Genomic DNA, 13,368 nt, shown 5'->3' with positions numbered 1-13,368 from the left:
AAGGCGGGCACTCCTCGCAATGGGAATGCCCGCCTTTTCGTAGGTCAGAGTTTCACCAGGGGCTGGTACGCAGCACGATCTCGGTTGCGAGTTCGGCCGGTGCCGACTTGACGACGTCGTCGACACCCGGAAGTTCCGTCACGCGGAAGTCGGAGTACACGAAACGACCGCTGGCGTCGGCGATGGCCCGACCTCCACTGCCCACGACTACGGTGGTCGGAACCTCGACCGGCGGTACGCCGGCAATATCGCTGGCCGACGGATGTCCACGGTCCACGGCGATCAAACTCGCGAAGCGGCCGAACTGACGTGCAGCCAACAGCCACGCGAGATCGGCGCCCTCCCGGTGACCGACCAGGTTCACCCAGGCGATGTTCAACTCGTCCAGAAGTACCACTGCCGAGGTCTCGTCGAGATTCTCGATCGATTCCACCGCGACGGTCCGCAGATCCGAATGGTGCAGTCGCTCACACACATCGTCGTACAAGTCGACGGGGTCGCCCTTGCCGGGAAGCAGGAGTACCGCATGCTTGCTGACCGGCCCGTCGATCCGAACGGTGCACGAACCACTGCCCACCGCTACTCGAGTCAATTCCATGTCTGGAAACGGTACGCGATCCACACAGCGGAGGACCCTGGAGTCGACAGAAGTATGACCACTCATACATTCACGCGCCGCTACGAGCCCGAATTGTTCGCTCTGCACCGCCTCCACTCGGAGCGAAAGTGGCTTTCGGCGCATCTGAGGCGACGGACGTACCGTTCGCTCGAAGTGGGGGTGGGCCGAACTCCAGTGGGGCGCGGCTCTAGGTACCGGACGGTTTGGGGAGCCTCGTCATTCCGTAGACGTGATCAGCGCGCACCGTGAGGATCTGTCGACGCTCTGCCACCATCGCTTCGCGGTACTCCTCCCAATCGGGATGCTCCTGGCCGCTGATGTCCCGGTACAGCTCGACCAGGGCGTCCGACACTTCGTCGTGAGGATCGGCCGCTGCGGGTGTCACCACAGCAAGTCCTTCGATCACGGCGTAGCTCCAGAAGTCGGGCGCGCTGACGTGAAGGGAAACCCGCGGATCGCGGATCGCATTTTTACTCTTGGCGCGATCGGCCGTGACGGACACGGAAGCCGTCTTCGACTCGTCATCCCAGCGGTAAATGATGTTGGACAACTGTGGGCGGCCGTCACGCTTGACGGTTGCCAGCACACCTTGTTTTCCCTCGGCCACGAGTGCGAACAACGCGTCGTCGGTGTCTGTGTCATTGCTCATGTCTGCACCAACGACGCCGTGCGGCCGGTTTGTTCCGGAGGCAGTCCAGTTCGAAGATCGCGGACCGCAATCGCGCGATCACTCTTCCCTCGATGGACGACAGCGGACAAAGATGGTCGACATGGCAACTTCTCGCGACATCCTCCGGCTGACTGCGTTCAGTTCGGATCCGGCCGGCGGTAATCCGGCCGGCGTAGTGCTCGACGCGCGTGGACTCGACGACTCCGAATTACAATCTGTTGCAGCCGAAGTCGGGTATGCCGAGACGGCGTTCCTCATCGAACCGGTGCTCGGAGGCAACCCGCGCCACAGCCGGATCCGGTACTTCTCCCCTATCGCCGAAGTACCGTTCTGCGGTCATGCCACTATTGCGACGGCCATCGCTCTCACCGAGCGAGACGGTGAGGGAACCTTCACATTCGAAACACCGATCGGACCGGTATCCATCGACACGGCGACCGACGAGGACGGAAGGTCCACCGCGACCTTCACCAGCGTCGAACCGTCGGTCTCGCCGATCGATCACGCCGTGCTGACAGCGCTGCTCGGGCTCATCGGCGTCGATTCGTCTGCGCTCGACGCGCGGTATCCCGCAATGCTTTCGTACGCCGGCAACACTCACCCGATCGTCGTACTTCGTGATCAGTCGACATTCGACGAGTTCACCTTCGATCCATCCGCAATGCGAATTCTGATGGACGCGCAGGGGTGGGCCGGCACGGTGACGATCCTGCATCCCCTCGACGACAACACCTTCGAAGCCCGAAATCTGTTTCCGGTGGGAAACATCGTCGAGGATCCCGCAACCGGGTCCGCAGCGGCATCGACCGGCGGTTACCTGCGCAAACTCGAACCCGCGGCCACTCCGCGGCGGATCACCATCCACCAGGGCCGACACGTCGGGCGTCCCAGTGTGCTCGAAGTCGACATCCCGGTCGACGGCGGTATCTCGGTCACCGGCACCGCAGTGCCCGTCGTCGACGGGCAATAGTCAACCTCAGCGATGAGTTTCTCCCCGCCGGCGGGTCTATTCACCAGAGCGACGTCACAAGAGCATCGCATCGAGCCGGGAGAACATCATGTCTACAATCGCTTCAACCGCACACAACCTCCACCTCACCAAGCCGCGTGCCGTACTCGGGGCCACGGTCATGGCCCTCGTCGCCAACCTGATCCTGTGGTTGATCGGCCTGGCATCGGGCGGATCGTTCGAGATGACAGATCAGGGAAAGGTGGCGAGCGTAGCTCCCGGCGGGGTCATCACACTTACGGTAGTGCCGTTGCTGGTCGGTTTGTCGCTCGCAATGTTGATCGCACTGAAGTGGGAGCCGATCATCCGCATCGCTCAGGTCGTGGGTGCAGTGTTTGCGCTCGGCACCATCGCCCTGACGATTGCCGCGGACTTCGACGCCGCCAGCACGGTCACGCTCGCGCTGATGCACGTGGTTGTCGCCGCGAGCGTGGTCGTCGCGCTCGAGGCCGTACGTCGGTCTCCGTCGAACTAGACCGCGGTAGGCGGCGCGGAATACGTCTCGACGATCTCGGCTGCCACGTCACGCAACTTGGTGTTCGTGGTCTGAGACTGCCTGCGCAGCATGTGAAATGCGGTGTCGGCGTCGATCCGATGGATGGCCATCAGCATGCCTTTGGCCTGTTCGATCGGCGCCCGAGTCTCGAGCGCGCGTTGCAGGGCGTCAGCTACGGCCTTGGCAGATTTGAAACGGGAGAAGTCTCCGATCGCGCGTGAGACTGTTGTCGTGAGAATCTCCATGACTTCCGCGTCGACGCTGTCGAAGGCCGCTGGGGCACGTCCGTACAAGTTGAACGAACCGAGTCGCTGATCCGGCGTGAAGAGCGGCGCCGCGAGAAAGGACTTGATCCCTTCGTCCTTCGCGGCCGCCGCGAACCGCGGCCAGCGATCTGCGCTGGTCTCGGCATCAACGACTACGGTTTCACCGGTTCGAGCCGCGTGCAGACATGGTCCGTCGCCGGCGTCGTATTGCTCGATGTCGACGCGCAGGGTCCGCGAATCGGTGTGAACGGCGGTGTAGGTCTGCCCGGCAAGATCGATGGTGACGCCGATGCTGTCGGCGCCGTCGATGGCGTCGTTCGCGATTTCGACGGCGCGTTGGAGGAGAACCACGAGTTCGTCCTCGTCGCCGATACTTCCCCCGAGCGCTGCCAGCAACTCTCTGACCGCACGTGCCGTCAGCCGAGTTTCCGCAGCCTCGACGGCGACGTCAGCACCCGTTGCCGTCGCATCGTCCGGCAGTACCGACGGCACCGAATCCTCGGTTCTCGGGTCGAAGCCTCTGGGGTCGAAAGCGGTATCCACGACGAAGCATTCTTCCAGTTTCACGGGCACCAAGGAGAGTGAGTTCGGTGACAGACCCCGGCAAACCGCCGAGTCGTCATCGCCATCGATCGAGTGCGACACCGAGATTCCGCCTCGCCCGAGTGTGCTGGCCACGAACCGCGTCCGGACTCAGTTCCAGGACAACAGCGATCTGTGGATACGTCATGCCCTCCACTTCTCGCAAGACCCAGGCAGCACGCTGACGCAGTGGCAGGCGATCGAGTTCGGATTCCAGGGCGTCGAGAAATGCTGTGCCGCAGACTTCTTCGCTCGGATCACGCAAACGGGGATCAGCTTCTTCCCGGAGTTCGTCCATATCGGCGGCGCAGGAGCCGACTTTTCGATAGAAATCCGAGATCTTGCGAGAACAGATCGCGAACAACCAGGTCTTGGTGCTCGAGCGCCGCTGAAACCCCGGAAGTTGGCGCCACGCAGCGACGCAGGTTTCCTGGACGATGTCGTCGACGTCACTCTCGCTCGCGAGCAGTCGACGGGCAAATCGATACAAGTGCGGGCCGTATCGGCGGACGATGACGTCGAAGGCCGCGTGATCGCCGAGCATTGCCGAGTCGACCAGCACCTCGTCACTGAAGTCGGTCAGCAAGCCGTCGAATTGATCTGTCACCGCGCACACTCCTACTAGGGAGCCGTCGCGGGAGTGAGGCCTGGCTATTCTACCGCGTCCACGTCGACACCCGCGGGAGCGCTCTCAGGCTTCGAGTGCGGAAGCAATGACGGGGAGCCCGATAGGCGCCCCACCGTTGATCAGTTTCTCGAGTAGATCCTGATCGAGGTGCTGCTCGACGAGATCAGCGAGAAGGTCGAGTTGTTGTTCTCGCACCGCGGCAACCGCGGTGTCGGGTGCAGCAACAAAACCGGGAACCGCGAGCTCACGCAGCAGGCTGCGCCGAAAGTCGTCACTTTCCAGGAGACCGTGCCAGTGTGTCCCTCGAACAGGCCCTCGCACACTGCCTTCCGGCATACCGCTCGAGTCCGCCAGCAATGGGTGGTCCCCGTTGCGCACGACGCGTCCGTGATGAATCTCGTACCCGGACACCGAGATACCGTCTGCCGTACCGGTCATCTGCGCCAGCACCTTGTCCGGAGCGAACTCGACATCGAGGTCCAGCAGACCCAGTCCCGCGGTGGTCCCTGATCCTGATTCGACGTCGTCGACGATGGAATTACCCAGCATCTGGTAACCGCCGCAGATTCCCAGGACTGCTTGCCCGCGACCTGCTCGCGCGACGATCTCGTCGGCCAGGCCGGTACTTCGCAACCACTCGAGGTCACTCACGGTGGACTTACTACCGGGGATCACCACGAGGTCCGCGTCGCGAATCCGCGACGGATCGGTCACCCACGAAACTGCCACGCCCGGTTCACATGCCAGTGCCTCGACGTCCGTGGAGTTGGAGATGCGCGGGAGCCGAACCGCAGCAACGGTGAGCCAGGCCGAACCGACGGGTGGGCCAGGGCGCCCTACCGGGGCATTGCCGGTGACGCCAAGCGAATCCTCGGCGTCGAGCCAAAGATCGTCGGCAAACGGGATCACTCCGAGAGTGGGTCGACCGGTGAGGCTGCGCAGTTGTTCCAGTCCGGGTTCCAACAGTGCAACGTCACCGCGGAATTTGTTGATCACAAATCCCGCGATCAATGCCTGGTCGCTCGGCGAGAGCACAGCAACGGTCCCGAACAGATGGGCCAGGACGCCGCCGCGATCGATGTCACCGACGACGACGACCGGAATCCGCGCAGCCTCAGCCAATCCCATGTTGGCAAGATCCGTTGCGCGCAAGTTGATTTCGGCCGGTGAACCGGCGCCTTCACAGATCACGACGTCGAACTCGGATCGAAGCGATTCGAGATCTTCGGCCACGACGGCGCGAAGCCACTGCCGATGCTGCATGTAGTCGCGAGCACCCACTGTGGTCATCGCCTTGCCCCGAACGACCAGTTGCGAAGTGCGGTCACTTCCAGGCTTGAGCAGCACGGGATTGAATCGAACACTCGGCTCCAGACCGCATGCCCGCGCCTGAAGTGCCTGCGCACGGCCGATCTCTCCGCCGTCCAGCGTGACCACGGAGTTGTTCGACATGTTCTGCGCCTTGAACGGCGCCACTCGGACGCCTCGACGCGCCAACATGCGACACAATCCGGCCACCAGAACGCTCTTGCCTGCGTCGGAAGTCGTGCCGGCTACCAGCAGAGCGCCGCGCATCTCCGAACTCAAGGCAGGGTGAGAATCTCTGCACCGGTCTCGGTGACCACCAAGGTGTGCTCGAACTGCGCCGTCCACTTACGGTCCTTGGTGACGACGGTCCAACCGTCCTCCCAGATCTCGTAGTCGATACCACCGAGGTTGATCATCGGTTCGATCGTGAAGACCATGCCCGGTTCGATGATCGTCTCGACCGCGGGCTCGTCGTAGTGCAGGATCACGAGGCCGTTGTGGAAGGTCTCGCCGATTCCGTGTCCGGTGAAGTCCCGGACGACGCCGTACCCGAACCGATGGGCGTAGGACTCGATGACACGTCCGATCACGTTGAGCGCGCGGCCGGGCTTGACGGCTTTGATGGCCCGCATCGTTGCCTCGTGTGTGCGCTCGACGAGCAAGCGGTTCTCTTCGGACACGTCACCGGCGAGGAATGTCGCATTGGTGTCGCCGTGTACCCCATTGATGTACGCGGTGACGTCGATATTGACGATGTCGCCGTCCTGGATCACAGTCGAGTCGGGGATTCCGTGGCAGATCACCTCGTTGAGAGACGTGCAGCACGACTTGGGAAAGCTCTTGTAGCCCAACGTCGACGGGTATGCACCGTGGTCGAGCATGAACTCGTGTGCGATGCGGTCGAGTTCGTCGGTCGTGACACCGGGAGCGACAGCCTTGCCGGCTTCCTGCAGCGCGCCTGCAGCGATCTTGCTGGCGATGCGCATCGCCTCGATCGTTTCCGGCGTCTGAACCCAGGGCTCGTTGCCCTCTTTGGCGGTCGGCTTCCACGCGTACTCGGGCCGCTCGATCTTCGAGGGCACAGCGAGGACGGGAGAGACGGTTCCAGGGACCAATGGGGTACGCACAGACATGCAGAACAGCCTAGACCTCGCGTCGCGCGTCAGCCGGATGCACTCCAGTTCCGAAAAACCGGGTCGACGAGAATTCTGACGGGGGTCGACATCGTCTGTCCGAATTCCTCGAAGAGCACATCGCGAGATTCGAAGGTGCCCAGATCGCGGTCGACGAATTCGGAGAAGTCCAAGCAATCACACGAAACAGACTTGCCCCAACTGATCGGAGCGCGTCCGATCGCGTCGAACAGTGTCTCCTCGCCGGTGTTCGTGAACGGTTCGAGCGCTGAGACCACCGCAGGTGAAACGATCTCGGAGATGTCCTGCCAGCGTCCGTCGACCAGAAATTCCGGCCACGCCAGCAGCACTGACTTCGGAATCACCGCATGTAGACGCCGAAATCTCGGGTACCAGAATTCCCCGCGTAGTACGAGACCGCATACTCGGGTGGCGATACCTCGGCGGCGAGCCAACGCTTCGACGATAGCCAGTCTCTGACTGCAGGATCCGCGCTCTCGACTCAATGTCACCGAGACGGGTTGCCGGTCGTCGAGGCCGTACACCGGCCGAATATTTGCAGCGACGCTGCGATGCGCCGACACCAGGAACTCCTGCGCCGACTGGATCGCACCTTCTGCAATGTCCTCGTAGAGGCGGGCCACGTCGTCGTGGCCCCAGTCGAGGATCGGAGTTGCGGCCACATCGCCAACCGACGCGTCGTGGCGGATGTCACCTTTGCGGATTCCACCGAGCAGTACGCACGTCATGTCTCGACCGTAGTGCGCGACCGGAATCGGTGGAGCCTGACAGAATCCCAACCGTGAAGAAATGGCTGTTGTTGATCACCGCGATCCTCACCGAGGTGTCTGCGACGCTGTCGTTGCGCGCCGCCCTCGATCACCCGGCTTGGTACATCGTGGTCGTCGGCGGATATCTCGCAGCATTCACCGCCTTGTCGTTCGTCCTGCGGGAGGGCATGGGACTCGGTGTTGCATACGGAATCTGGGGCGCAACCGGAGTTGTCCTGACCGCAGTATTCGCAACGGCCCTTTTCGGAGATCCTCTGACGGCCACCATGGGCGTCGGGATTGCACTGGTCATCGGCGGAGTGCTGTGCGTCGAACTCGGCTCTCAGGCTGCCGCCGACAGCGGGCCGGCGGACCCAGCATGACCTTCGTATTTCTGATCGCTGCAATTATTTCCGAGGTCACCGCGACGTTGTCACTACGGATGGCGTCGCAGGACGGCAGCGACAAACGATGGCTCGCGGTTGTCACCGTGGGGTATCTCGCCGCTTTCGCCTTCCTGACCCTCGCGCTCGACGCGGGCCTCACCATCGGCGTCGCATACGGAATCTGGACCGCATGTGGAGTGGCGTTGACGGCAATCGCATCCCGCATTCTCTTTCGCGAACCGCTGACCAGGCTCATGATGGTCGGGATCGGCCTCATCGCGGCAGGCGTGCTTCTCATCGAACTCGGTGCGAGTCACTGATCGCTGCACACATCAGTGTAAGGTTTACCTAACTTTGCTCTGGAGGTAGTCCACGGTGCTGATCCCTGCCCTTCGTGAAATCGCCGACGGTCCACAGCTGGACGACGATTCCCACTTACGGGAATCCGACCGCCACACTCCGATGGCGCGCGCCGTCCCGGCGCCGTTCCAACTCACGACTTACATCGTCGAGACCGACCACATCACCCGGTGGCCAGAGCACGCTCACGTCGAGCACGAACTGATCTGGTCCGACCGCGGTGTCGTCAACATGATCATCGACAATCAACTCTGGACCGTCACGCCTGGCGTCGGCCTGTGGATCCCCCGCGGGGTCCTCCACGAAGGTCAGGCAAATCCCCACGTCGCATTCCGCGCCACGCTCTTCACCCCCGAGCTGTGGACTCCCGCCTGGAACGAACCGTGCATCGTGACACTGAGTGAGGCAGCCCGGGCACTGCTGATACACCTCGCCCACACCGGAATGCCTGCAGAACAACGCCTTCGGGCACAGCAGGTTTGTGTCGATCTCCTCACCCCGGCATCGGCACCTCACTTCGACGTACCGATCCCCCGAGATCCGCGGCTACGGATGCTCGTCGACAAAGTGCTGTCGGATCCCGCCGACGATCGATCACTCGATCAGTGGGCTCACGTTCTCAATCTCAGCCGACGTACGGTCACCCGGATTTTTGCCGCGGAACTCGCCTTGAGCTTTGCGCAGTGGCGCACTCTGGTTCGTATGAGCACGGCCCTCGGCATGCTCGGGACCGGAATGAGTGTGAACGCCGTCAGCCGCCGTGTCGGTTACGGGACGTCGAGTTCCTTCATCGCCGCTTTTCGCAAGACGGTCGGCTACACCCCCGGCAATGCGCTCGCCGCTGCCAACTGACTCGAGCCTGACCTGTTGTCGACATCGGCTGGCCCCTTCGCTACACGCACGCGCCCTACATTCACTTAGGTAAGCCTGCTCTCATGCGCGTACTGCGCTGAGTCGTGCAAGCACTTCCCTGATCAATCCCGAGGAGTTTCGCGTGTTCAGATCTGCCCGTCAGAGAATTCGTCCCCAGCGGAGGCGACGAATCGTTGTTGCGCTCATGCTGGCGGCGGCACTGCCTCTGACCGCCTGCACACAGTCGTCATCGGACGCCCAGGAAAACAATTCATCGGCATCCGCCGTCGAGGACGGCGCCTATCCCGTGACGATCAAGCACGCTTTCGGCGGGACCACCATCGACAAGGAGCCGACACGGATCCTCACCCTCGATTCCGCAGCGGCAGACACGGTCATCGCCCTGGGTGTCACTCCGATCGCGATGCAGAAGGACTCTTGGGCCGGCGACGCCGACGGGTTCCTGCCGTGGACCCGCGCCGAACTCGAAAAGTCGGGCCAGACGCTGCCCACGCCTGCGCCGTACTACTCCGACAGCGGCGAGCTACTGTTCGAGCAGATTCTCAATGCCGCGCCTGATCTGATTCTTGCCCCGTACTCGGGCTTCTCCGAGCAGGATTACCAGCGCCTGAGCTCGATCGCCCCGACCCTCCCGTACGACACCAAGCCGTATCAGCCCAGCTCGTGGCAAAACCTCGCCACCGATGTCGGCAAGGCACTCGGGCGTCCCGCTCAAACCGCGGCGCTGATCAAGTCGGTTGAGGAATCGGTCCAGGAATCGAAGGCGAGTCATCCCGAATTCAACGGAGTCACTTTCGCCTTCGGTTCCTACATCCGTGAAGGAGAAACCGAAACCGCCATCTACGGTCCGGACGATCCGCGCGTCAAGTTTGTCGAAAACCTCGGGCTCACAGTCGCTCCCGACGTGGTGAACGGCGCCAAGAACTTTGCCGGCGACTCGTTCCTTTTCGGCATCAGTATGGAAAAGCTCGACACGATCGACACCGACGTGTATCTCGGTTGGGCAAGCGATCAGTCGGAAGTCGACAGCACATTGGCCAACACTCTGTTCTCGCGGTGGCCGGTCATCGCCAACGGCAAGGACCTGTGGATCACCGACAATCGCCTGACTGCAGCGACAATGTACGTCAGCCTTCTGAGTGTTCCGTGGGCGACCGACGAACTCGTGCCACAGTTGACCGAACTGGTCGCAAAATAGCAGCCCGCTCGGTCTGATCAAGCAACTGAAGGCCACTCACCGCGAAGTGTCGCGAAAACCACGGTGTCGGTCCACTCGTTCTTGATCCACGCGTTCTGCCGAAAATGTCCCTCTCGCCTCATACCGATCCGCTGCGCGAGTCGCGCCGAGGATTCGTTTCTCGAATCCATTCGCGCGACCACGCGGCGCAATCGGGGTGTCGCGAACGCGAGGTCGATCAGAGCGGTCACTGCTTCCGTCGCGAATCCTCGGCCGCCGAACTCGGGCGAAAATGCCCACCCGAGTTCGGCGGTGTGCTCGACTTCGGCTGTGCAATCAGATTCTTCGACTCGCCAAGCACTCACGCTTCCGACGACCCGGCCCCCGTACTCGACAACAAGTGCCACCGCGCCCGATGCCAGGTCGCGGCGAGACATTCTGGTCTGCACGGCCTCCCGAGCCTCCGCGAGACTCCAGGGTTCGTTGAGCAAATATCGGCATACGTCGCTGCGCCCGTAGAAGGTGAGAAGATCCCGGTGATCGCCTGGGCGGTAGGTACGGAGCACCAGCCGGTCCGTCCGGATCACACCCGGTGCAGGCCTCATCGCCACACCTACGTCCGCCATATCCATGCCGTCACGGTAGGTTCTTTCGAATTCGTAGGCGAATGAATATCGCAATGCTGTGCAGCGCTCAATGTTTGATTTGCCCTCCGACGGGCTACTTCACCACCGTAAAAGGTCGGGACAGGGAAATATGCCAGGCTATTTCGCGCTTGAAATCTAGGGGCGGTCATGTCCGAGGATTCACTGGTAAAGCAGGGTGTGGCAAAAGGAAGCGCGCTGGGCGGAGCCGTTCTCCTCATCACAGTCGGCGTGCTCGAAATCCTCCAAGGCATCTCGGCGATATCGGAGGACGACGTGACAGTCGTCGGCCCGGAATACACGTACCAATTCGACCTCACTTCGTGGGGATGGATCCACCTCGTACTCGGTGTGCTCGTCACCGCTGTCGGAATCATGCTCTTCACCGGCGCGACGTGGGCACGGGTAGGCGCGATAGTCATCTGTTCTCTGTCGATCCTCGCGAATTTCCTGTGGCTACCCCACTCGCCGTGGTGGTCGATCATCATCATCGCGCTCGACGTATTCGTCATCTGGGCCGTCGCGACCTGGAATCCCGAGGTCATCTGAGGTCACCCGCCGAATCATCTTCGCAGTTCAGCATTTCAACTGTGCGCCAGTAGTTTCCGTCCCGGGAGGACCATCATGGCAAACGGCACGAGCGACGGACCACTCCAGGAGGACGAACGTGCCGAACTAGCCCGGTTGCGCGAAGAGGTAGCAACACTTCGCGAGCAGACTCCCAGCGCCCGCGAAACGACCGTCGAGAAAGTCTCCCGACCACCTCGACATGGGCTGCGGTGGACCGCGGTGACAATCCTGCTGGTGCTGGTCGCACTGCTCGCAGTCTTGTCGGTAACCACCCGCTTCGTACGTAGTCAGATCCTCGACACGGACCGCTACGTCAGCACGGTAGCGCCACTGGGTGAGAATCCAGCCGTGCAAGCGGAGATCACGAATCAAGTCACGGACGAGATCTTCGATCGCGTCGACGTCGAAGGGCTCACCACCGAGGCACTCACGGCATTGACGGATGTGTCGAATCTCGAAGCCAACGCGCCTCGCGTGGACCAGGCGTTGGTGGGTTTGGCCCCGGTGATCGCCGGCCAGGCGAAGAGTTTCGTCCACGACACAGTGGCCTCGCTCGTTCGGACGCAGCAGTTCGAAGACCTTTGGATTCAGGCGAACCGAGCGGCGCACAACTCCCTCGTCGCCGTCATGACCGGAAACTACGGACCCGACTCGGTCGAGGTCGACCAGAGCGGAACGGTCAGCATTTCACTGAGCACGATCATCGACCGGGTGAAAACGGCGCTGACCGACCGCGGCTTCGCTTTCGCAGACAAAATCCCGTCCGTGGACAAGGAGTTTGTTCTCTTCCAGTCCCCCGAGCTGGTGAAGGCGCAGCGAGCCGTCTCGGCACTCGACAAGGTCTCGGCGGTGCTGCCGTGGTTGGGAATTGCTTGCGCAGCAGCCGCTGTCGCCGTTGCGCCAACCGGTCGCAGGCTTCGTACGCTGTCCCTGGTCGGACTGTCGATTGCGTTGGGAATGCTTGTTCTTGCGATCGGAATTCTGATCGGGCGCGCAATCTACCTCGACAGTGTCCCTACCGATATCCTCTCGCCAGACGCCGCCACCGCTGTCATCGACACAGTTCTGGTTCCGCTTCGGACGAGCCTTCGCGCGGTTGCGGTCCTCGGTGTGGTGGTGGGGCTCGGCGCCTACCTGATCGGTGGGTCGTCGTCGGCGATCGCCGTTCGTCGAGGCTACGGGCAGGCGTTGGACTTCGTCCGGCATTCTGCAAGCGGCCGAACGCCGAATCAGGTGGAGCGGTGGGCCAATCAGCTTCGTGTCCCACTGCGCTGTGCCATCATCGGCATCGCCGCCCTGTTGCTGCTCTTCTGGCGCTACCCCACCGGATTGGTCGTTGGTTGGATCGTCGTCATTGCGCTCGTTGCTCTCGTCGCACTGGAAGTGTTGGTTCGTCCCGCACGCGCCGCCGCGCAGGACGCCGGGCCTGACGACGGCGGAACCGACGACGCCAGGCCCGGGGCAGAAGATACGAAAACTACGCCAGCGCCTTTGCCTTGATGGCCTGGAATTCCTCTTCGTTGATCGCGCCTGAGTCGAGAAGCTCTCTGGCGTCGGCGATCTGCTGAGTCGGCGATTTCCCGGCGACCTTTCGAATGTAATCACTCTGCGCGTGTATGTGCTCTTGAGCGGCTTCCATCGACCGCCTCGTCATTCCGTCATTCTTGACGACCACGTAGATCATCGCGGACAGGAATGGAATGACGAAGAGGAATATCATCCACAACGCCTTGGCCCAGCCCGAAGTCTCGTGATCACGGAACAAGTCGGTGATGATCGAGAACAACACGCTCAAGTACGCCACAAAGGCAAAGCAGACGAAGATGAACCAGAAGAATTCCCAGAAGCCTTCCATGTCAACGCTCCCTGTACTCGGT

General features: G+C 62.0%; 17 protein-coding genes. 8 read left to right on the top strand and 9 right to left on the bottom strand.

Annotation, left to right across the window (positions count from 1 at the left end; all coding sequences use genetic code 11):
* Positions 1–52: 52 nt before the first annotated feature.
* Both GN300_RS23135 and GN300_RS23130 read right to left on the bottom strand, forming a co-directional pair.
* Positions 53–598: an alpha/beta fold hydrolase gene (locus tag GN300_RS23135; RefSeq protein WP_003942671.1), complete on the bottom strand. Its 546-nt coding sequence runs from the start codon at positions 596–598 to the stop codon at positions 53–55.
* 208 nt (positions 599–806) lie between these two features.
* Positions 807–1,268, bottom strand: coding sequence for a PPOX class F420-dependent oxidoreductase (locus GN300_RS23130; RefSeq protein ID WP_063316564.1), 462 nt, complete (start codon positions 1,266–1,268; stop codon positions 807–809).
* Positions 1,269–1,389: 121 nt separating this feature from the next.
* Between GN300_RS23130 and GN300_RS23125 the strand changes: the two genes are divergently transcribed.
* Complete coding sequence (locus GN300_RS23125; RefSeq protein WP_228232590.1) at positions 1,390–2,259, top strand: PhzF family phenazine biosynthesis protein; 870 nt, start codon at positions 1,390–1,392, stop codon at positions 2,257–2,259.
* 88 nt (positions 2,260–2,347) lie between these two features.
* On the top strand, positions 2,348–2,773 hold the full coding sequence (locus GN300_RS23120; RefSeq protein ID WP_063316565.1) for a DUF6069 family protein: 426 nt from the start codon (positions 2,348–2,350) through the stop codon (positions 2,771–2,773).
* Here the strand turns inward: GN300_RS23120 and GN300_RS23115 are convergent.
* The 5 genes from GN300_RS23115 to GN300_RS23095 all read right to left on the bottom strand — a co-directional run bounded on the left by GN300_RS23115 (position 2,770) and on the right by GN300_RS23095 (position 7,460).
* Positions 2,770–3,603, bottom strand: coding sequence for a GAF and ANTAR domain-containing protein (locus GN300_RS23115; RefSeq protein WP_058038647.1), 834 nt, complete (start codon positions 3,601–3,603; stop codon positions 2,770–2,772). The genes GN300_RS23120 and GN300_RS23115 overlap by 4 nt on opposite strands.
* A gap of 76 nt (positions 3,604–3,679) precedes the next feature.
* Positions 3,680–4,249, bottom strand: coding sequence for an RNA polymerase sigma factor (locus GN300_RS23110; RefSeq protein ID WP_007734974.1), 570 nt, complete (start codon positions 4,247–4,249; stop codon positions 3,680–3,682).
* An 84-nt stretch (positions 4,250–4,333) separates the two neighbouring features.
* Positions 4,334–5,845 (bottom strand): cobyric acid synthase, encoded by a 1,512-nt coding sequence (locus GN300_RS23105; protein ID WP_003942774.1) that lies wholly within the window; start codon positions 5,843–5,845, stop codon positions 4,334–4,336.
* An 8-nt stretch (positions 5,846–5,853) separates the two neighbouring features.
* Positions 5,854–6,711 (bottom strand): type I methionyl aminopeptidase, encoded by an 858-nt coding sequence (gene map / locus GN300_RS23100; protein ID WP_007734970.1) that lies wholly within the window; start codon positions 6,709–6,711, stop codon positions 5,854–5,856.
* 29 nt (positions 6,712–6,740) lie between these two features.
* Positions 6,741–7,460, bottom strand: coding sequence for a transglutaminase domain-containing protein (locus GN300_RS23095; RefSeq protein WP_050656475.1), 720 nt, complete (start codon positions 7,458–7,460; stop codon positions 6,741–6,743).
* A gap of 53 nt (positions 7,461–7,513) precedes the next feature.
* On the opposite strand from GN300_RS23095, the gene GN300_RS23090 reads away from it, so the two are divergent.
* The 4 genes from GN300_RS23090 (at position 7,514) to GN300_RS23075 (ending at position 10,298) form a co-directional block, all read left to right on the top strand.
* A complete protein-coding gene (locus tag GN300_RS23090) occupies positions 7,514–7,864 on the top strand; it encodes a multidrug efflux SMR transporter (RefSeq protein WP_003942817.1) in 351 nt (116 codons plus the stop codon).
* The gene (locus GN300_RS23085; protein WP_003942819.1) at positions 7,861–8,187 is read left to right on the top strand and encodes a multidrug efflux SMR transporter; all 327 of its coding nucleotides are present in this window, start codon (positions 7,861–7,863) and stop codon (positions 8,185–8,187) included. The genes GN300_RS23090 and GN300_RS23085 overlap by 4 nt, the downstream gene beginning before the upstream one ends.
* A 55-nt stretch (positions 8,188–8,242) precedes the next feature.
* Entirely contained in the window at positions 8,243–9,079 is an 837-nt protein-coding gene (locus tag GN300_RS23080) for an AraC family transcriptional regulator (protein WP_063316566.1), read from the top strand.
* A 142-nt stretch (positions 9,080–9,221) separates the two neighbouring features.
* Positions 9,222–10,298: an iron-siderophore ABC transporter substrate-binding protein gene (locus GN300_RS23075; RefSeq protein ID WP_223304443.1), complete on the top strand. Its 1,077-nt coding sequence runs from the start codon at positions 9,222–9,224 to the stop codon at positions 10,296–10,298.
* A 17-nt stretch (positions 10,299–10,315) separates the two neighbouring features.
* On the opposite strand, the gene GN300_RS23070 is transcribed toward GN300_RS23075, so the two are convergent.
* Positions 10,316–10,909: a GNAT family N-acetyltransferase gene (locus GN300_RS23070; RefSeq protein ID WP_050656477.1), complete on the bottom strand. Its 594-nt coding sequence runs from the start codon at positions 10,907–10,909 to the stop codon at positions 10,316–10,318.
* A 162-nt stretch (positions 10,910–11,071) separates the two neighbouring features.
* On the opposite strand from GN300_RS23070, the gene GN300_RS23065 reads away from it, so the two are divergent.
* Both GN300_RS23065 and GN300_RS23060 read left to right on the top strand, forming a co-directional pair.
* Entirely contained in the window at positions 11,072–11,470 is a 399-nt protein-coding gene (locus GN300_RS23065; protein ID WP_007734954.1) for a hypothetical protein, read from the top strand.
* Positions 11,471–11,545: 75 nt separating this feature from the next.
* Entirely contained in the window at positions 11,546–12,991 is a 1,446-nt protein-coding gene (locus GN300_RS23060) for a hypothetical protein (RefSeq protein WP_007734950.1), read from the top strand.
* Here GN300_RS23060 and GN300_RS23055 read toward each other — a convergent pair.
* Positions 12,969–13,346, bottom strand: coding sequence for an SHOCT domain-containing protein (locus tag GN300_RS23055; protein WP_007734948.1), 378 nt, complete (start codon positions 13,344–13,346; stop codon positions 12,969–12,971). The two genes, GN300_RS23060 and GN300_RS23055, sit on opposite strands and share 23 nt — an antisense overlap.
* Between the last annotated feature and the right edge of the window lie 22 nt (positions 13,347–13,368).

Source organism: Rhodococcus sp. Ni2, assembly GCF_021352185.1.
In the GTDB taxonomy this organism is placed as follows: domain Bacteria; phylum Actinomycetota; class Actinomycetes; order Mycobacteriales; family Mycobacteriaceae; genus Rhodococcus_F; species Rhodococcus_F qingshengii.
The sequence above is the reverse complement of the archived record's forward strand: the minus strand, read 5'-3'. Positions and strand labels throughout refer to the sequence as shown.

Coding starts and splice junctions, on each gene's coding strand:
- GN300_RS23135 (WP_003942671.1), bottom strand. CDS start 598: ATGGAATTGACTCGAGTAGCGGTGGGCAGTGGTTCGTGCACCGTTCGG.
- GN300_RS23095 (WP_050656475.1), bottom strand. CDS start 7,460: ATGACGTGCGTACTGCTCGGTGGAATCCGCAAAGGTGACATCCGCCAC.
- map (WP_007734970.1), bottom strand. CDS start 6,711: ATGTCTGTGCGTACCCCATTGGTCCCTGGAACCGTCTCTCCCGTCCTC.
- GN300_RS23105 (WP_003942774.1), bottom strand. CDS start 5,845: ATGCGCGGCGCTCTGCTGGTAGCCGGCACGACTTCCGACGCAGGCAAG.
- GN300_RS23125 (WP_228232590.1), top strand. CDS start 1,390: ATGGCAACTTCTCGCGACATCCTCCGGCTGACTGCGTTCAGTTCGGAT.
- GN300_RS23055 (WP_007734948.1), bottom strand. CDS start 13,346: ATGGAAGGCTTCTGGGAATTCTTCTGGTTCATCTTCGTCTGCTTTGCC.
- GN300_RS23060 (WP_007734950.1), top strand. CDS start 11,546: ATGGCAAACGGCACGAGCGACGGACCACTCCAGGAGGACGAACGTGCC.
- GN300_RS23130 (WP_063316564.1), bottom strand. CDS start 1,268: ATGAGCAATGACACAGACACCGACGACGCGTTGTTCGCACTCGTGGCC.
- GN300_RS23085 (WP_003942819.1), top strand. CDS start 7,861: ATGACCTTCGTATTTCTGATCGCTGCAATTATTTCCGAGGTCACCGCG.
- GN300_RS23120 (WP_063316565.1), top strand. CDS start 2,348: ATGTCTACAATCGCTTCAACCGCACACAACCTCCACCTCACCAAGCCG.
- GN300_RS23070 (WP_050656477.1), bottom strand. CDS start 10,909: ATGGATATGGCGGACGTAGGTGTGGCGATGAGGCCTGCACCGGGTGTG.
- GN300_RS23065 (WP_007734954.1), top strand. CDS start 11,072: ATGTCCGAGGATTCACTGGTAAAGCAGGGTGTGGCAAAAGGAAGCGCG.